The 17619-nt window shown below is 67.4% G+C and carries 15 protein-coding genes and 1 pseudogene; 7 read left to right on the top strand and 9 right to left on the bottom strand.

Features of this window, described 5'->3' with window-relative positions:
• Positions 1-24 precede the first annotated feature (24 nt).
• From G370_RS0104025 to G370_RS0104035, 3 genes are all read right to left on the bottom strand, one after another.
• Positions 25-1008, bottom strand: coding sequence for an aldo/keto reductase (locus G370_RS0104025; protein WP_019659467.1), 984 nt, complete (start codon positions 1006-1008; stop codon positions 25-27).
• A gap of 181 nt (positions 1009-1189) precedes the next feature.
• Positions 1190-2332, bottom strand: coding sequence for a PilT/PilU family type 4a pilus ATPase (locus G370_RS0104030; RefSeq protein WP_019659468.1), 1143 nt, complete (start codon positions 2330-2332; stop codon positions 1190-1192).
• 99 nt (positions 2333-2431) lie between these two features.
• The gene (locus tag G370_RS0104035) at positions 2432-3469 is read right to left on the bottom strand and encodes a type IV pilus twitching motility protein PilT (RefSeq protein WP_006422551.1); all 1038 of its coding nucleotides are present in this window, start codon (positions 3467-3469) and stop codon (positions 2432-2434) included.
• 87 nt (positions 3470-3556) lie between these two features.
• Here G370_RS0104035 and G370_RS0104040 point away from each other — a divergent pair, with 87 nt between their 5' ends.
• The gene (locus G370_RS0104040; RefSeq protein WP_019659469.1) at positions 3557-4234 is read left to right on the top strand and encodes a YggS family pyridoxal phosphate-dependent enzyme; all 678 of its coding nucleotides are present in this window, start codon (positions 3557-3559) and stop codon (positions 4232-4234) included.
• Between the two features lie 18 nt (positions 4235-4252).
• A complete protein-coding gene (gene proC, locus G370_RS0104045; protein ID WP_019659470.1) occupies positions 4253-5074 on the top strand; it encodes a pyrroline-5-carboxylate reductase in 822 nt (273 codons plus the stop codon).
• A gap of 59 nt (positions 5075-5133) precedes the next feature.
• On the opposite strand, the gene G370_RS0104050 is transcribed toward proC, so the two are convergent.
• Positions 5134-6009 (bottom strand): LysR family transcriptional regulator, encoded by an 876-nt coding sequence (locus G370_RS0104050; protein ID WP_019659471.1) that lies wholly within the window; start codon positions 6007-6009, stop codon positions 5134-5136.
• Positions 6010-6080: 71 nt separating this feature from the next.
• On the opposite strand from G370_RS0104050, the pseudogene G370_RS0104055 reads away from it, so the two are divergent.
• Positions 6081-6710: pseudogene (locus G370_RS0104055) on the top strand (short chain dehydrogenase); the annotation flags it as partial.
• Positions 6711-6788: 78 nt separating this feature from the next.
• On the opposite strand, the gene soxR reads toward G370_RS0104055, so the two are convergent.
• Positions 6789-7223, bottom strand: coding sequence for a redox-sensitive transcriptional activator SoxR (gene soxR / locus G370_RS0104060; RefSeq protein ID WP_005415534.1), 435 nt, complete (start codon positions 7221-7223; stop codon positions 6789-6791).
• A 29-nt stretch (positions 7224-7252) separates the two neighbouring features.
• On the opposite strand from soxR, the gene G370_RS0104065 reads away from it, so the two are divergent.
• Positions 7253-8674, top strand: a complete 1422-nt coding sequence (locus tag G370_RS0104065) for an MFS transporter (protein WP_019659473.1) — start codon at positions 7253-7255, stop codon at positions 8672-8674.
• A gap of 87 nt (positions 8675-8761) precedes the next feature.
• On the opposite strand, the gene G370_RS0104070 is transcribed toward G370_RS0104065, so the two are convergent.
• Positions 8762-10783: an esterase/lipase family protein gene (locus G370_RS0104070; RefSeq protein WP_019659474.1), complete on the bottom strand. Its 2022-nt coding sequence runs from the start codon at positions 10781-10783 to the stop codon at positions 8762-8764.
• Positions 10783-11757: an Lnb N-terminal periplasmic domain-containing protein gene (locus G370_RS0104075; RefSeq protein WP_019659475.1), complete on the bottom strand. Its 975-nt coding sequence runs from the start codon at positions 11755-11757 to the stop codon at positions 10783-10785. The genes G370_RS0104070 and G370_RS0104075 overlap by 1 nt, the downstream gene beginning before the upstream one ends.
• Positions 11758-11927: 170 nt before the next feature.
• On the opposite strand from G370_RS0104075, the gene G370_RS0104080 reads away from it, so the two are divergent.
• Positions 11928-12332 (top strand): GFA family protein, encoded by a 405-nt coding sequence (locus tag G370_RS0104080; RefSeq protein ID WP_019659476.1) that lies wholly within the window; start codon positions 11928-11930, stop codon positions 12330-12332.
• A 279-nt stretch (positions 12333-12611) separates the two neighbouring features.
• On the opposite strand, the gene G370_RS0104085 is transcribed toward G370_RS0104080, so the two are convergent.
• Positions 12612-14129 carry an MFS transporter gene (locus G370_RS0104085; protein ID WP_026346964.1) on the bottom strand — a complete coding sequence of 506 codons (1518 nt, stop codon included), beginning with the start codon at positions 14127-14129 and terminating at the stop codon, positions 12612-12614.
• A 106-nt stretch (positions 14130-14235) separates the two neighbouring features.
• On the opposite strand from G370_RS0104085, the gene G370_RS0104090 reads away from it, so the two are divergent.
• Positions 14236-15159: a LysR family transcriptional regulator gene (locus G370_RS0104090; RefSeq protein WP_019659478.1), complete on the top strand. Its 924-nt coding sequence runs from the start codon at positions 14236-14238 to the stop codon at positions 15157-15159.
• A 25-nt stretch (positions 15160-15184) separates the two neighbouring features.
• On the opposite strand, the gene G370_RS0104095 is transcribed toward G370_RS0104090, so the two are convergent.
• Positions 15185-16084, bottom strand: coding sequence for a DMT family transporter (locus G370_RS0104095; protein WP_019659479.1), 900 nt, complete (start codon positions 16082-16084; stop codon positions 15185-15187).
• 133 nt (positions 16085-16217) lie between these two features.
• On the opposite strand from G370_RS0104095, the gene G370_RS0104100 reads away from it, so the two are divergent.
• Positions 16218-17597 (top strand): aminotransferase-like domain-containing protein, encoded by a 1380-nt coding sequence (locus G370_RS0104100; RefSeq protein WP_019659480.1) that lies wholly within the window; start codon positions 16218-16220, stop codon positions 17595-17597.
• Positions 17598-17619 lie beyond the last annotated feature (22 nt).

Genomic DNA, 17619 nt, shown 5'->3' on the forward strand with positions numbered 1-17619 from the left:
CAACGTTCCGCACCCAGCTGTTGATCAGCCCTTGGCCTGGGCGGCGCGCTGCGCGTTGTAGCGCTCGCCGACGATCGACACTTCGTCCAGCGCCTGTGCGATGCGTTGCAGCTCCTCCGGTGCCAGCTGCAGGTCGGCCGCGCCCAGGTTTTCCTCCAGGCGATGGACCTTGGTGGTGCCTGGGATCGGCACGATCCACGGCGCCTGTGCCAGCAGCCAGGCCAGCGCCACCTGCGCCGGGGTCGCACCCCGCGCCGCCGCGATCGTGCTGATGCGATCCACCAGCGCCTGGTTGGCGCGACGCGCTTCCACTTCGAAACGCGGCACGCTGTTGCGGAAATCGTTGGCGTCGAAGGTGGTGTCGGCGTTGATCGCACCGGTCAGGAAGCCGCGGCCCAGCGGGCTGAACGGCACGAAGCCGATGCCCAGCTCCTGCAGCGTCGGCAGCAGTTCACGCTCCGGTTCGCGCCACCACAGCGAGTACTCGCTCTGCACCGCAGCCACCGGCTGCACCGCATGCGCGCGACGCACGGTGGCAGCACTGGCCTCGGACAGGCCGAAGTGGCCGACCTTGCCCTCGGCGATCAGGTCGCGCACGGTGCCGGCCACATCCTCGATCGGCACGTTCGGGTCGACGCGGTGCTGGTAGAACAGATCGATATGGTCGGTACGCAGGCGCTTGAGGCTGGCTTCAGCCACGGCGCGGATGTTCTCCGGGCGGCTGTCCAGGCCGGCATCGGTGCGCGCGTCCCTGAAACCAAACTTCGTGGCGATCACCAGCCTGTCGCGGTAGGGCGCCAAGGCCTGGCCGAGCAGGTCTTCGTTGGTGTACGGGCCGTACACTTCGGCGGTATCGAAGAAGGTCACGCCGCGCTCGACGGCAGCGTGCAGCAGGGCGATGCCCTGGCTCGGTTCGACCGGCTGGCCGTAGGCATGGGTCAGGCCCATGCAACCCAGGCCCAGGGCGGAAACCTTCAGGCCGCTGCGGCCGAGTTCACGTGTCTGCATCGTCGTACTCCAGAGGGGGAGTGCTGACGATACGCCTGCAGCGGCGATGGATTGAGCCGGTTGGACGACAGTCGGTCATGACTGGAATTCATCAATCGCCTACGCGCCCAGTAGAGTCGACGGGTAGAGTCGACTGTTAGTCGACTGCGCTTCCTGACAGTCGACTCTACACATCGCCAGGTCACCGGATCTCGGAGATCTCCACCCCATCCAGGCCCTGCGACAGCGTGCGCGCGTCGCCGCCCTGGCTGAGCTTGATGCGCAGGCGCACTTCGTTCTGCGAGTCGGCGTAGCGCAGTGCGTCCTCGTAGCTGATCTCGCCGGCCTGGTACAGCTCGAACAGGCTCTGGTCGAAGGTCTTCATGCCCAGCTGGACCGAGTCCTTCATCACTTCCTTCAGCTTGTGGATCTCGCCGTCGCGGATGTAGTCCTGCACCAGCGGCGTGCCCAGCAGGATCTCCATCGCCACCTTGCGCGAGCGGCCGTCGGGCGACGGCACCAGCTGCTGCGCGACCACGCCCTTGAGGTTCAGCGACAGGTCCATCAGCAGCTGGTTGCGGCGGTCTTCCGGGAAGAAGTTGATGATGCGATCCATCGCCTGGTTGGCATTGTTGGCATGCAGCGTGGCGAGCACCAGGTGGCCGGTTTCGGCGAACGCGATGGCGTGATCCATGCCTTCGCGGGTACGCACCTCGCCGATCATGATCACGTCCGGCGCCTGGCGCAGGGTGTTCTTCAGGGCCGCTTCCCAGCTGTCGGTATCGATGCCGACCTCGCGCTGGGTGATGATGCAGCCCTCGTGCTTGTGCACGAACTCGATCGGATCTTCGATGGTGATGATGTGGCCGGTCGAGTTCTGGTTGCGGTAGCCGATCATCGCCGCCAGCGATGTCGATTTGCCGGTACCGGTGGCACCAACGAACAGGATGATGCCGCGCTTGGTCATCGCCAGCGTCTTGATGATCGGCGGCAGGCTCAGCTCTTCCACGGTCGGAATGCGCGTCTCGATGCGACGCAGCACCATGCCGACCTGGTTGCGCTGGTAGAAGCAGCTGACGCGGAAGCGGCCGACACCGGACAGGCCGATGGCGAAGTTGCATTCATGCGTCTTCTCGAACTCCTCGCGCTGCGCAGGGGTCATCACGTTGAGCACCAGGTCGCGGCTCTGCTGCGGCGTGAGCGGGGTCTGCGTGATCGGCGAGATCTTGCCGTTGACCTTCATCGCCGGCGGCATGCCCGCAGTGATGAACAGGTCCGAGGCGCGCTGGTGCGCCATCAGCTTGAGGAACGAAGTGAAATCGATGGTGGTCGCGGTGGTGTTCACGGCAGGCTCCCGGAAAAGCGGTTTACCAGGTAACGGTCGGTGGAGGAAACAACACGGAGCGGCCACGCCATTGCACGCGCCGCCCGTGGCTGCCCTGCCTTACTCGAACAGGCGCTTGTCCTTGGCGTAGTCGCGGGCCTGGTTGCGGGTGATCAGGCTGCGCTTGACCAGGTCCTGCAGGTGCTGGTCCAGGGTCATCATGCCGTACTGCTGGCCGGTCTGGATCGCCGAGTACATCTGCGCCACCTTGTCCTCGCGGATCAGGTTGCGGATGGCCGGCGTGCCGACCATGATTTCCCACGCTGCGGTGCGGCCACCGCCGACCTTCTTCAGCAGCGCCTGCGAGATCACCGCACGCAGCGACTCGGACAGCATCGAGCGCACCATCGGCTTTTCGCCGGCGGGGAACACGTCGATGATGCGGTCGATGGTCTTGGCCGCCGAGCTGGTGTGCAGGGTGCCGAACACCAGGTGGCCGGTCTCCGCAGCGGTCAGTGCCAGGCGGATGGTTTCCAGGTCGCGGAGTTCGCCGACCAGGATGATGTCCGGGTCCTCGCGCAGTGCCGAGCGCAACGCTTCATTGAAGCCATGCGTGTCGCGGTGCACTTCGCGCTGGTTGATCAGGCACTTCTGCGAGGTGTGCACGAATTCGATCGGATCCTCGACGGTGAGGATGTGGCCGTATTCGTTCTTGTTGATGTAGTCGATCATCGCCGCCAGCGTGGTCGACTTGCCCGAGCCGGTCGGACCAGTCACCAGGATCAGGCCCTGCGGCTGCTGGATCACTTCGCGGAACAACGGCGGGCAGGCCAGGTCCTCAAGGGTGAGCACCTCGGACGGAATGGTACGGAACACCGCACCGGCGCCACGGTTCTGGTTGAACGCGTTCACACGGAAGCGCGCCAGCGACGGAATCTCGAAGGAGAAGTCCACTTCGAGGAATTCCTCGTAATCGCGGCGCTGCTTGTCGGACATGATGTCGTACACCAGCGCGTGGACCTGCTTGTGGTCCAGGGCCGGGATGTTGATCCGGCGAACATCGCCGTCCACGCGGATCATCGGCGGCAGGCCTGCAGACAGGTGCAGGTCGGACGCTTTGTTCTTTACGGAAAACGCCAGCAGTTCGGCGATATCCATGAGCGGCTACTCCCCAATAACGGCTTCGACTGGAAGGATCTTTCCCCGGGCGGCAGTATAGCCTCCTGATTCAATGGAACGCGTTACGTGGCCACTCCCCTGCCCCAGATCCTGAGCAACCTGCATGCCGCCGCCGAGGCGGCCGGCCGGCCCGATCCGCGCCTGCTGGCCGTGTCCAAGACCCAACCGGCCGAGGCCGTGACCGCGCTGGCCGCACAGGGCCAGCAGGCCTTCGGCGAAAACTATGTGCAGGAAGCGCTGGCAAAGATGCAGGCGCTGCAGCACCTGGCGCTGGAATGGCACCTGATCGGCCACCTGCAGTCGAACAAGGCCGATGCCGTGGCCACCCACTTCGACTGGGTGCAGAGCGTGGACCGGCCCAAGCTGGTAACGGCGCTGGCGCGCCATCGCCCGGCCGCACGCGGCCCGCTGAATGTGCTGATCCAGGTCAACATCGACGATGAATCCAGCAAGCACGGCTGTGCACCGGAAGACGTGGATGCATTGGCTGCGGCAATTGCCGCCGAGCCTGCCCTGCGCCTGCGCGGGCTGATGGCGATTCCCGCGCCATGGCCCGACGCCGAGCGTCGTCGGGATGCATTCGTGCGCATGCGCACACTTTTCCAGTCGCTGGCCGCCCAGCACGCGCAGGTCGACACGCTGTCGATGGGCATGAGCAGCGACTACGCCGAAGCCATCGCCGAGGGCGCCACCCTGGTGCGCATCGGCACCGCCCTGTTCGGCGCGCGCCCGCGCCCGGCCTGATTTTCAAAGGAGACGTCCATGGCAGCTGATTCCATCACCTTCATCGGCGGCGGCAACATGGCGCGCAGCCTGATCGCCGGCCTGATCCGCCAGGGCGTGCCGGCCGCGCATATCCATGTGGCCGAACCGGTTGCAGCGCTGCGCGAGTCGTTGGCTGCCGACTTCGGCGTGCAGGTGCACGACAACGCCACCGATGCCGCCGCACAGGGCAGCACCTGGCTGCTGGCGGTGAAGCCGCAGGTGCTGCGTGAGGTCTGCCAGTCGCTGCAGGCACTGGCCCAGGCACACCGGCCGCTGGTGGTGTCGATCGCTGCCGGCATCACCAGTGCGCAGCTGCAGCGTTGGCTGGGGGGCGACCTGGCAGTGGTGCGCGCGATGCCTAACACCCCTGCCCTGCTCGGCGCTGGCGTGACCGGCCTGTATGCCACGCCCTCGGTGGATCCGCAGCAACACGCGCAGGCCGAACAGGTGCTGGCCAGCGCCGGGCGCACGGTGTGGATCGAGAGCGAGGTACTGATGGATTCGGTGACTGCGGTCTCCGGCAGTGGACCGGCCTATGTCTTCCTGCTGGCCGAAGCGATGGAAGCGGCGGGTATTGCCCAGGGCCTGCCGGCCGACGCCGCGCGCACGCTGGTGGTGCAGACCCTGCTGGGTGCCTCGCGGATGCTGGCTGAAGCCGGCGAAAGCCCGGCCGAGCTTCGCCGCCGCGTGACCTCGCCGAACGGAACCACCCAGGCCGCGATCGAGAGCTTCCAGGCCGGTGGCTTCGAGGCGCTGGTGAACACGGCGCTGCGCGCCGCGCAGGTGCGCGGGCAGGAATTGTCTGCGGCGAATGATTGATCCCGATGTGTGCCGACCAACGGTCGGCACCTACCATCATCCACCCATGGCGTGGATGCTCATTGCCCCAACGTGGTCATGACGAAATCCACGAAGCACTGCAACCGCGGGCGTGGCCTGCGGTCGGGCAGGTAGATCAGGTGCATCGGCCGCGCCTCGGGCAGGTAGTCGCGCAGCAGCGGCTTCAGGCGCCCGGCAGCAATTTCGCCAGCCAGCAGCGCCGTCGGTTGCAGCACCAGACCCGCTCCTGCAACGGCAGCTTCGCGCAACGCGAAACCATCGTTGCAGGTCAGGCGCGCTTCCCAGTCCACCTGTTCACCGTTGGCCAGCTGCCAGCCGTGGCCACCGCGCCAGGCCAGATGGCTCAGGCAGTCATGCCCTGCCAGATCGGCGGGCGTACGCGGCGTGCCGCGCCTGCGCAGGTACGACGGTGACGCACACAGGCTCATCGCATACGGCGGCAGCGGCCGCGCCACCAGTTCCTGCGATGGCAGCGGCCCGACCCGGATCGCCACATCGAAACCATCCTCGATCAGATCCACGCGGCGGTTGCTCAGGTCCAGCTCGATATTCAACTGCGGCTGTGCGCGCAGCAGGCCGGCCAGCTGCGGCGCCAGCACGCAGCTGCCCCAGGTGGTCGGCGCACTGACCCGCAGCAGGCCACGTGGCTGTACCTGCAGACCGGCCACATCGGCCTCGGCCTGCTGCACCTGCTCCAGCACCTGCCGGCATCCGGCCAGATAGGCGCTGCCGGCTTCGGTCAGGCGCTGGCGGCGGGTGTTCCGTTGCAGCAGCGCGGTGCCCAGATGCGCCTCCAGCTGCTGGATGTACTTGCCCACCATCACCGCCGACACCTGCAGCTGTTCGGCGGCCCCGGCAAAGCTGCCGCGCTCGGCCACGGCGACGAAGGCCTGCATGCAGCGAAGGGTATCCATTGCTAATCCAAAGTTAGGAATCTGCAAATCATACGCCGCTTACCTAACCCCAATGTGACGGCGCAGACTGCGCTCACACCCTCACGCAAGGAACCGCCATGAAGATCCTCCTCGTCGGTGCCAGCGGCACCCTCGGCCAGGCAGTCGCCCGCCAGCTCGGCCAACAGCATCAGATTCTCGCCGCCGGCCGCAGCAGCGGCGAATTGCGCGTGGACCTGACCGATGACGCCAGCGTCGCCGAACTGTTCTCGCGTACCGGTGCAGTCGATGCGGTGATCTCCACCGCCGGCTCGGTGCATTTCGGACCGCTGCAGGAGATGACGCCCGAGCAGTTCACTATCGGCCTGCAGGACAAGCTGCTGGGACAGGTGCGGCTGGCACTGGCCGCGCAGCACCACCTCAATGCCGGTGGCTCGATCACCCTGACCAGCGGCATCATCAGCGCGCAGCCGATCCGCGACGGCGTCAACGCCACCGCAGTGAATGCCGCACTGGAAGGCTTCGTGCGCGCCGCCGCACTGGAGCTGCTGCCGCGCGGCCTGCGCATCAACGTGGTCAGCCCGAACGTACTGATCGAATCGATGGCCGCCTACGGCCCCTACTTCCCGGGCTTCGAAGCGGTAAGCGCACAGCGCGCGGCACTGGCCTTCCAGCGCGCGGTGGAAGGCATCCAGAGCGGCGAAACCATCACGGTCTGGTAAGAAAAAGGGGACGGAGGGGATCAAGTCGTTTTCGTCCGCCGGGCATGGCCCGGCGCTACCGGGAGCGCGTCCCCTTTTTCATTCCCAGCGCATCGGGCCATCGCCGCGTTCGCCGAGGACGTCGCCGGGATTGGCCAGGCGGCAATGCTGCAGTGACAGGCAGCCACAGCCGATGCAGCCGGTCAGTTCATCGCGCAGCAGCTGCAGCATGTGGATGCGCTCTTCCAGCTCGGTGCGCCAGCGCGCGGACAGCTTGGCCCAGTCAGCCTTGGTCGGTGCACGGCCTTCAGGCAGGCTCTCGAAGGCGCGGCCGACCGCTTCCAGTGGCATGCCCACCCGCTGCGCAACGCGGATCACCGCCAGCCGGCGCAGCACGTCGCGGCTGTAACGGCGTTGGTTGCCCGAGGTGCGCAGGCTGCTGATCAGCCCCTTGCGCTCGTAGAAATGCAGTGCGGAAACGGCCACGCCACTGCGCTGGGAGACCTCGCCAACGCTGAGTTCCTGGGATGCCATTGCTTGACCTCAACTATAGTTGAGGTGGCATGCTGCTATCTTCGCCGCCCGTTGACAAGCGCGGCCCGCCCCTGACCGGTATGACCCCGACCCTCTCTCCCGCCGACACCCGCCTGCCGGCTGACACATCGATCCTGTCCGCGCGCTACCGCGCCACCACCCTCGGCATGGTCGCGCTGGTCGCGCTGCACGCCTTCGAAGCATTGGCCGTCGCGGCCGCGATGCCCACGGTGGCCGAAGCACTCAGCGGCCTGCGCCTGTATGCGCTGGCCTTCGGTGGCACACTGGCCACCAGCGTGATCGGCATGACCCTGGCCGGACGCTGGGCCGACCGCCAGGGCCCGGCACGGCCGCTGTGGTACGGCCTGGCCTGCTTCGTGCTGGGCCTGCTGCTGGCCGGCTTCGCCGTGCGCATGGGCATGCTGGTGGCCGGGCGCCTGCTGCAGGGCCTGGGTGCGGGCGCGATTTCGGTCTCGCTGTACGTGATGGTCGGCCGCAGCTACCCCGAGCACCTGCGGCCGAAGGTGTTCGCGGCATTCTCGGCGGGCTGGGTGGTGCCCTCGATGGTCGGCCCGGCGCTGAGCGGCCTGATCGTCCAGCATCTCGGCTGGCGCTGGGTGTTCCTGGCGGTGCCGCTGCTGGCAGTCCCTGCTGCCCTGTTGCTGCGGCCTGCGCTGGCGCGCATGCAGCCCTCCGCCGACAGCAACGACGACGAGGGGCGCGGCAACGTCGTACGTTGGGCCAGTGGTGCATCGCTGGCGGCGCTGCTGCTGTACTTCGGCGGCCAGCAGCACGGTCCGACCGCCCTGCTCTGCATCGGCGTGGCGATGCTGGCGCTGCTGCTATGCGTGCATCGCCTGCTGCCGGCCGGAACGCTGATCCTGCGCAGGGGCCTGCCCAGCGTGATCGCACTGCGCGGCATCGCCGCTGCCGCATTCTTCGCCTGCGAAGCCTACCTGCCGCTGCTGCTGCAGCGCGAACGCGGGCTCCCGCCCAGCTGGGCCGGCGCGGTGCTCAGCCTCGGCGCACTCGGTTGGTTCGCCGGCTCCTGGCTGCAGGGTCACCAGCAGCGCGGCTGGTCACGCCAGCATCTGCTGCGCGTCGGCACGGCGATGATGACGGTCGGCATCGCCGCAACGCTTGCGGTGTTGTTCAATGCAGTGCCATTGCCGGTGGCCCTGGTGGGCTGGACGGTCACCGGTTTCGGCATGGGCATGATCTACGCCAGCCTCTCGGTACTCACGCTTTCGCTGTCAGCAGCGCATGAGCAGGGTGCCAACACGTCGGCCCTGCAGCTGAGCGAGGCCCTGTCGGTGACCACCGCGCTGGCGGTCTCCGGTGCGTTGTTCGCGCTGTTCGTGGAAAGCGCGCCGCACACCGGCTACCTGCTGTGCCTGGCGATCACCTTCGGCCTGGCGGTGCTGGCCGCGGTGATCGCGCGGCGGGTGTAGCGTCGCCCGGTTTCGGCAGTGTCGGCCGCTGGCCGGCACCATCACGGGATTCCCGCGTGCGCGGAGAGTGCCGGCCAGCGGCCGGCACTACCGGGTCCCCGTCCCCACGTCATCGATATCCCGGTGCAGGATGCGCCGCACTTCCAGCACCGCTTGCGGGGTCTCCTGCACGCTGTGGCCGGAAATGATCACCTTCTCCGACTGTGCACCCGGCAGGTGCGCACTCCAGTACGGCACCAGTCCGTCATCGGACTTGTCCACCGGCAGCTCCGGCTTGCGCTGGGCGATGATCGAGTGGTACTTCAGTCCCGCTTCGATCGGCAGCTGCGCTGCGGCCTTGACGAACGGATCGCTGGCCTTGAGGTTGTCGATGCTGTTGGGAATCTTCGGCTTGGCCGTGCCATCGACCTGCTGCTCGGCCTGCGCCAGCGCCATGAACACGTCCTCGAACTTGCCGAGGATGGTCAGTGGCAGGCGCACCAGCCGGCCCAGCAGGCGCCCGACCTTGTTGCCGGCGATGTCCGTGCCCTGGTGGGGAGCGGCGATGAAGATCGCGCGCTCCACGTTCGGCTGTGCCTTGAAATGCAGCAACGGCCCCAGCTTGTTCTGCACGCGCTTCAGACGCTCGCCCTTCAGGTCATAGTTGGCCAGCAGGTCGTTCCACAGCACGTCACCGGATTCGCTCACCAGCAGCCGCGCGAGCACGCCGCCCATGCTGTGGCCGATGTAGACCATGTCCTTCGATGCACGCGTGCTGCCAGTGGGATCGAAGTGCTTCAGCGTGTCGTTGAACGCGTTGGCGATCTCGTAGCGGTTCAGCGCGATCGGTGCGTTGGTCGGGTAATAGACCTGCCACACCTGGAACTGCTGGCGCAGTTCGGGGTCGCCCATGATCTCGTTGGCCAGGTTCACCCAGGCTTCCGGGCTGCTGGCCAGGCCGTGCAGCATGAAGATGATGCGGCGGTTCGGGTCCCACGGTTGCATCAGGTAGATGTGTGGCTCGCCGATGCCCTCGCTCATGCCGAACAGGGTGCGCAGTGACTGCCGGGCGAAGCCGCTCTGGGCAAGCCACAGGCCGTAGGCTGCGGTGAAATTGCCGGCCAGCGGCACCTGCTCGCCGTGCAGGGTGATGCGCTCGGTGGCTTCCGGCGAATAGGCATCCAGTTCAACCCGGCGCGTCCGCATCACATCGTCCAGGCTGCTGCCTTCGAAACGCAGCAACGCGGTGACGTTGATCGAGGACATCTCGCTGAACTCGGGCACCGAATCGTCATGCCGGTGGCGACGGCCACGGCGCTCGTCATCGCCATCATCCGCTGCCGTTTCGGCCTTCGGGCCATCCGCTGCGACTACGGGTGCGACCAGCTTCGGCGGGTCCATCACCATCACCAGCTCGGCACCGAAGCCATCACGGCGATAAGTACTGCGCAGCCCAACGAAGCTGACCGTGCCGGCCGGCACCAGCTGCGCGGGAATGCTTTTCAGGTTCAGCTGCTGGTAGTTGGAGGCCAGCGACCAGCTGCCAACCGCGATCGGCTTCGTGTAGTCCTCGCCAGCCAACGCAGCGGCGCGCGCACGCACGAACAGCACCACCGCTGCCTTCTCGGCGGCGTAGTTGTAGTAGTCGCGCACCTGTGTCTGCCGGTCCTCGAAGGCACGGTCGGACGGCGAGCGGCCGCTGTAGAACAGGTAGGCATAGGCGTAGCGCGCGGCTTCCAGCCAGGCGTCCAGCGCTGCGTCGCTCATCGGCGGATCACCGGCTGCGGTCTTCTTCGGCGTCAGCGCCAGCGCGGCCTTCACCCACAGTTCGGACAGCGCCGACAGCCGCTGCTCGACATTGAGATCGTCGGTCATCAGCAGCGTGCTGCGGCAGACCAGGAAGTCCTTCTCGCACTGCGATTCGTCCAGGCCTGCCGCGCTGAGCGTCTCGCGCGCAGCGGGGCTGAGCTTGCCGGTATTGAGCACGTCGGCACGCTTGTTGACCAGCGAATCGCTGGATTTGACCTGCTTGACGGTGACCATCGCGCAACCACTGCTGCCCAGCAGCAGGAAGGCGGCGAACAACACCGGCAGCGCACGCTGCCAGCGGATCAGGAGGAGTCGAGTCATTACTGCGGGTCCTGCTCGGTGCCAGGTACGCCCTGGCGGATCACGGTGGAGAAGTGGTCGCCGCTGCCCAGGTCCAACGCACGCTGGGTGATGCGGCCCTTGTCATGCAGCTCGGCATAAGGCACGCCTGGGGTGAGTGCGCCGACCTCCTGCGCATACTCGGCCAGATACCCGGACAGCAGCAGGCGGTAGTCCAGCGGCAGGCGCGGCGCGATCTGGCGGGCCAGATCGAAGACGATCGTGGTGCAGTTGCTGGTGAGTGTGTTGTAGAAGCCCGGCTTCGCATCCAGTTCGCGCGCCTGCGCGATGTACGCGGCGAACAGCTCCTTCAGCTGCGCACGGTCCATGCCGTGCAGGCGGTACAGGTAGACATCCTCGCCACGCGCATTGGTGCGGGTGCGGATGATGTCGGTCTCCTCCGCGGCCACCAGGGTCATCTCGAACTTGCGGAAGAAGCCACCCAGCGCCGAGAACGATTCGCCGCGTTCCTTGCGGATCTCCAGCGAGAACACCACGTGGCGACCGTCCTCGAAGCCAAACGAGATGAGGGTGTGGGCGATCGCCGGGCCCATCCAGTACGACAGCACCAGGTCGGCCGAGCGCAACTGGTCCAGGTCGTACGCGCGGCGCACCCAGTGCGCGTCGTAGTCGGTTTCGCTGCGCCAAGTGAAATCACGCACGTTGTCGAGCACCACGTGGCGCCCGTCGAAGGACACCACATGCAGGCGCTGGGCCACGTCATCGGCCCATACGCGGTCCTGGCGCGGGGTCAGCAGCAGCCACCACAGGCCGGCCAGCGCCAGCGACGCGCCGAACGCCATGCCCAGGCGACGATGGCCACGGCCACGCGCGACCTGCCACGACGCCCACAGCGCAACCAGCAGCCACAGCGCCGCAACGCCATTGGCCAGCCAGCCCGGCCCCGGCACCTGATAGGCCAGCAGCCCGGTCACCCACAACGCCGCCAGCGCCATGGCACTTCCTGTCATCCAACGTCCTGCGGCTCTCACTGGCATCCTGTCGCGGTCCCGAAGCCGCATAGTTAGCCACAAGCGGGTTCACCGTGGCATCTACGGCCCGTTCAGGCACGCCGGCGCACCGTCTCCGGCGGCCGCACGGCCAGATGGATCACACAGGAGCAATGATGGGCATCACTTCCGTGGCCGGCGTTCCGGTCCAACCCCGGCACCGCGCAACCTGCCACTGCGGCACGGTCGAGCTGCTGCTGGACCTGCCGGACGGCATCGTCGATCCCCGCCGCTGCGACTGCTCGATGTGCCGGCGCCGGGGTGCCATCGCCGCCAGCGTCCCCCGCCAGGGCCTGCAGGTGGTGCGCGGGCAGCATCACCTGCAGAAGTACCAGTTCAACACCCATGTGGCCGAGCACTACTTCTGCGGCGTGTGCGGCATCTACACCCATCACCGGCGCCGCTCCAACCCGGACCAGTACGGTTACAACGTGGCCTGCCTGGAGGGCATTGATCCGTTCGCGCTGGGGGTCATTCCGGTCAGCGACGGGGTCAACCACCCGTCAGACCGCGCCGGCTAGTGGCGCGTGCGCCGCGGCGGCGTGGCGACCTTCTGCCAGGGCGCCATGCCGCTGCGCCCGGCCCGCGCAGGGCGTTTCAGCCAGGGCCGGCGCGGCGGTGCCTGCGGCGCATCCGCGGCCGGGGGAGGAAGCGGTCGACGGCCAGGCCAGAGATGGTCGAGCAGCCACATGGCGGGTCTCCGTGGGGGACGGGGACGATCAACACTAGACCCGGGTGGGCATGGGCGGCGTGAGCGGAAGACGACAACGGGATGACGGCGAAGGCGGGCGATGAGCCTGCTACGCAGTACGCCCGACCACCGCGTCTTTACGTTTCCGCAGCAACAGGTGCAACAACGCAGCACATGCGGCGGTCAGCAGCGCCAGTACACGCAGCAGTGTTGCCAGCGCCTCACTACTGGGGTGCTGCAGCTGCATGCGGCTCATCGCCGGTAGCAGTGCCTGCGCCTGTTCCCGCGCCCCCGTGGCCAGATAGGCACCGGCACGCGCCAGCGATGCCGGCGACGCGCCCTGCAGCTGATGGCCGATCAGCAGCGCAAGCAAGGCAATGACTGCGGCCAATGCGATGCCTTCACCGGCCACCCGCACGGTTCCGAAGATGCCAGCGGCCATGCCCGCACGCTGTACCGGCACCACGCTGACCGACAGCCCATCCATCAAGCCCCACGGCAAGGCCGTTCCTGCGCCGATCAGCATCAGCAACGGCACCCACTGCGACGGCGACGGATGCGATGCGTGGCGCGACAGCAGGTACAGACCAGAGGCACAGACCAGCAGGCCCAGCGTGCACAGCCGCGCACTTCCAACGCGCTCCGCCCAGCGCGCGGCCAGCATCGGCAGCACCAGCATCGGCGCGGACAGGGCCATCATCTGCAGTCCCACCAGCGTCGCGCTCTGGCCATGCACGCCCAGCAGTTGCAGAGGTAACACGACCAGCAGCACCACGTAGCCGAAGCAGGTCGCCACCGGCAGCAACTGGACACCAAGGAACGCCGGTTGCGAGAACAGTGAGAGGTCCAGCAACGGTGAGGGGTGCCGCCGCTCGATGAAGACGAACACCCCGCCCAACAGCAGCGTCGCCAGCAGCGCCAGCTGCACGCACGCGGCATGCAGGCCGAACTCGCCCGACCACAGCAGCGCCAGGGTCAACGCCGCCAGCGTCAGGCTGAAACTCAGCATGCCGCCGATATCCAGTGGTCGGTGCTCGCCATGACTTTCAGGCAACGCGCGTGCCCCCAGGCCGAAGGCCACCAACGTGAGCACACCGCCCGCGGCGAACACGCTGCGCCATCCCAATGTCTGCAGCAGCAGGCCCGCGAGCAGGGGCCCCAACGCCAGCCCCATGCCGAACGTGGTGCCCAGCAGGGCGAAGACACGGGCACGCGCCGGCCCCTGCCAGGCCTGTGCCAGCAGCGCCGTGCCGGACGCCAGCGCCGCCGCCGCGGCAACGCCCTGCAACCCGCGCGCCAGATCCAGCCATAGCAGCGTGCGAGCAAGGCAGACGGCGGCGGTGGCGGTGGTGAAGCCCGCCGTGCCCAGCAGGAACAGCCGCCGACGGCCATATCGATCGGCCAAGCCGCCCGCAGCGAGGAACAGACTCCCGAAGGTGAGCATGAAGGCGTTGGTCACCCAGGCCAGCGCGGTGGGCGATGCCGCCGCGGAACGGGCCAGCGCCGGCACCGCGACTGCACCGGCAGAGAAGGACAACGGCAACGCCAGCGCGGCCAGGCAGACCGCAAGCAGCGCCCAGCGCTGCTGCGCGCGGACAGGTACAGGGAGCATCGAATCCGGGGCCATGCGGGCCTCCATCCATCAGGGGCATTGATGATGGACAGGCCGCTATTCCAGAAAAACAGGCTCGGTGGACGTTGATTGCGGCGAGATGTTCCGCAATCATCCAAGCATGGACTCCATCTCCGCCCTGCTCGCCTTCGTCCGCACCGCGGAGGCAGGCAGCATTGTCGGTGCCGCCCGCGTACTCGGCCTGTCAGCCTCGGCCGTCGGCAAGCGCATCGCCCGGCTTGAACAGGAACTCGGCACGCGCCTGTTCCAGCGCACCACCCGCCGCGTGCATCTCACCGACGAAGGCGAACTGCTGCTGCAACGCTGCCGGCGTGCGCTGGATGAGCTTTCCGAAGCGCAGGCGGACCTGGCGCAGCGACAGCACGCCCCCAGCGGACTGCTGCGCATCGGCCTGCCCACCATCGGCTACCGCTTCCTGCTGCCGGTGCTGCCCGGCTTCCAGCAACGCTATCCGCAGGTGCAGCTGGAACTGGACTTCAACGACCGCATCGTCGATGTGGTCAGCGAAGGCCTGGATGCAGTGATACGCAGTGGCGAACTGGCCGATTCCAGCCTGACCGCACGGCGGCTGGGTGGTTTTCGTTTCATCCTCTGTGCGGCGCCGGGCTATCTGCAGATGCATGGAACGCCCGGCGATGTGGGCGACCTGCGCATGCATACCGCGCTGCGCTTCCGTTACCCCACCACCGGAAAGCTGCATCCGTGGCAGCTGCCGGGCATCGAAGGCGACGCCGGGGCGCGCCTTCCCACGGCGATGACCTGCAACAACATGGAAGCCGTGCTGGCCGCTGCGATCGGACGCATGGGCCTGGCCTGGATGCCTGACTTCCTCGCAGCCGACGCGCTGGCCGATGGCCGCCTGCAACAGGTGCTGCCCACACTGCCCACGCACCAGGGGCAGTTCTCGCTGCTGTGGCCCGGTGGGCGCCATCCCAGTGCACGCCTGCGGGTGTTCATCGACTACGCCGTTGCGCACCTTTTCCGCAGCACCCCGGAAAAGGGGACGGAGGGGATTAAGTCGTAATTGGTCCTGCTGTGCCTGAAACGACTTAACCCCCTCCGTCCCCTTTTTCGTCCCCTTTTTCCTGGCGGCTGAAGCGGCGCGCGCCGGCGACGCAGATCACTGCGACCAGAGTCACCAGCACCATGCTGAGGCTGACCGATTCGTGCAGCAGCAGCGCGGCCAGGGCCAGGCCGAAGAAGGGCTGCAGCAGCTGCAGCTGGCCGACAGCGGCGATGCCGCCCTGGGCCAGCCCGCGGTACCAGAACAGGAAGCCGATCAGCATGCTGAACACCGCCACGTAGCCCAGCGCCCACCACGCCGAGGCACCGACCGCAGTGAACGAGGCCGGGCGCATCAGCACCGTCAACGGCAGCATCACCGGCAGCGCCAGCAGCAGTGCCCAGCTGATCACCTGCCAGCCGCCCAGATGACGGGCGAGCCGACCACCTTCCGCGTAGCCCAGCCCGCACACCACGATCGCCGCCAGCATCAGCAGGTCGGCCTGCAAAGAGGCTTCGATGCCGTTGCGCGCGGCATAGCCGACCACGCAGGCACTGCCCAGCAACGAGAACAGCCAGAACGCCGGGCGCGGCCGATCGCCACCGCGCAGCACGCCGAACACCGCTGTACTCAACGGCAGCAGGCCGAGGAACACGATGGTGTGTGCCGACGAAGCATGGCGCAGGGCGAGCGCGGTCAGCAGCGGGAAGCCGACCACAACGCCGAGGCTGACCACCACCAAGCCCGGCAGGTCGCCGCGCCGCGGCCACGGTTGGCGCAGCATCAACAACAGGCCCAGGCCGAGCACCGCGGCGATGGTGGCGCGTGCGGCGGTGACGAACCCGGCATCCAGCTGCAGCACCGCCAGGCGGGTGGCCGGCAATGAGCCCGCGAAGATCACCACACCAATGAAGCCATTGATCCAACCACTCGCCGACCGTTCCACGCCTGTACTCCTGAAGGTGCCGGACGATGCCCGGCTGCACCTGTATGGAAGCATCCAGCGCGGAACGACCCCAGCTACAATCCAGTACAGCCGCAAGTAACTGTACTGCCCACACTTCCACTACGGTTCCACCATGCCGCGCCCGCTCACCCGCATCGAATCGGTCATCCAGACCGTCCGCACCCGCATCAGTGCACGGGTGGATGGCCCCGGCTCCCGCCTGCCTTCGGTACGTGCGCAGGCAGCGACCATGGGAGTTTCAGTCTCCACCGTGGTCGAGGCCTACGAGCGCCTGGCGGCCGAAGGCCTGATCAGTGCACGCGCAGGCTCGGGCTTCTACGTCAGTGGCCCGGCCGCACCGCTGGCGCTGGCCGAAATGGAGCCGCGGCTGGATCGCGCGGTGGATCCGCTGTGGGTATCACGACAATCGCTGGAAACGCCCGCGGGCGATCTCAAGCCAGGGTGCGGCTGGATGCCCAGTGACTGGCTGTATCACGATGGCGTGCGCCGCGGCCTGCGCGGGCTGGCGCGTGCCGATGCCATGCAACTGGTGGACTACGCCGGCCCGCTCGGGCTGCCCGCGTTGCGCCAGCTGCTGCAAAGGCGCAGCGCCTCGCTTGGCATCGATGCACCGATGGAGCAGATCCTGCTGACCGAATCCGGTACGCACGCGGTCGATCTGCTCTGCCGTTTCCTGCTCAAGCCCGGCGACTGCGTGCTGGTCGATGACCCGAGCTACTTCAATTACCACGCGCTGCTCAAGGCGCACCAGGTGCAGGCCATCGGCGTGCCGTACACGCACAGCGGCCCGGACCTGGAGGCGTTCGCGCAAGCCCTGCAGGCGCATTCGCCGCGGCTGTACATCACCAATTCCGGCCTGCACAACCCGACCGGCGCGGTGCTTTCGGCCAACACCGCGCACCGCCTGCTGGGCCTGGCCGAACGCAGCGAGTTGATCATCGTCGAGGACGACATCTTCGCCGACTTCGAACTGCAGCCGGCACCGCGGCTGGCCGCGCTCGATGGACTGTCACGGGTGATCCACGTCGGCAGTTTCTCCAAGACGCTGTCGGCAGCGTCGCGCTGCGGCTACATCGCTGCGCGCCACGACTGGATAGAGGCACTGACCGACCTGAAGCTGGCGACCAGCTTTGGCGGCGGCCATCTGGCCGCGCAGTTGATGCACATCGCGCTGACCGATAGCGGTTACCGCCGCCACATGCAGTCGATACGTTCGCGCCTGGCCGATGTACGCCGGCACACACTGCGGAAACTGCAGGCGCTGGGCATCACGCCGTGGCTGCAGCCGGAAGCCGGCCTGTTCCTGTGGTGCCAGCTGCCCGACGGCCGCGACGCCGCCGCACTGGCGCGGCAATGCCTGCGCGAGGGCATCGTGCTGGCGCCGGGCAACGCGTTCAGCCAGTCGCAGCGCGCGGCCGACTATCTGCGCTTCAACGTCTCGCAGTGCCAGGACCCGAGTATCTGGCAGGTGCTGGCGCGGGCGTTGCGCTGAGCTGGATGCAAGCCGGTCAGCG

Origin of the sequence: Stenotrophomonas hibiscicola ATCC 19867 (genome assembly GCF_000382065.1) — a bacterium.
GTDB lineage: Bacteria > Pseudomonadota > Gammaproteobacteria > Xanthomonadales > Xanthomonadaceae > Stenotrophomonas > Stenotrophomonas hibiscicola.

Bases quoted from the DNA above. Each gene is read 5' to 3' on its own strand.
- G370_RS0104025 (WP_019659467.1), bottom strand. From the start codon at position 1,008: ATGCAGACACGTGAACTCGGCCGCAGCGGCCTGAAGGTTTCCGCCCTG.
- proC (WP_019659470.1), top strand. From the start codon at position 4,253: ATGGCAGCTGATTCCATCACCTTCATCGGCGGCGGCAACATGGCGCGC.
- soxR (WP_005415534.1), bottom strand. From the start codon at position 7,223: ATGGCATCCCAGGAACTCAGCGTTGGCGAGGTCTCCCAGCGCAGTGGC.
- G370_RS0104085 (WP_026346964.1), bottom strand. From the start codon at position 14,129: ATGGCCCCGGATTCGATGCTCCCTGTACCTGTCCGCGCGCAGCAGCGC.
- G370_RS0104070 (WP_019659474.1), bottom strand. From the start codon at position 10,783: ATGACTCGACTCCTCCTGATCCGCTGGCAGCGTGCGCTGCCGGTGTTG.
- G370_RS0104075 (WP_019659475.1), bottom strand. From the start codon at position 11,757: ATGGCGCTGGCGGCGTTGTGGGTGACCGGGCTGCTGGCCTATCAGGTG.
- G370_RS0104035 (WP_006422551.1), bottom strand. From the start codon at position 3,469: ATGGATATCGCCGAACTGCTGGCGTTTTCCGTAAAGAACAAAGCGTCC.
- G370_RS0104065 (WP_019659473.1), top strand. From the start codon at position 7,253: ATGCTGCTATCTTCGCCGCCCGTTGACAAGCGCGGCCCGCCCCTGACC.
- G370_RS0104100 (WP_019659480.1), top strand. From the start codon at position 16,218: ATGCCGCGCCCGCTCACCCGCATCGAATCGGTCATCCAGACCGTCCGC.
- G370_RS0104050 (WP_019659471.1), bottom strand. From the start codon at position 6,009: ATGGATACCCTTCGCTGCATGCAGGCCTTCGTCGCCGTGGCCGAGCGC.
- G370_RS0104080 (WP_019659476.1), top strand. From the start codon at position 11,928: ATGGGCATCACTTCCGTGGCCGGCGTTCCGGTCCAACCCCGGCACCGC.
- G370_RS0104090 (WP_019659478.1), top strand. From the start codon at position 14,236: ATGGACTCCATCTCCGCCCTGCTCGCCTTCGTCCGCACCGCGGAGGCA.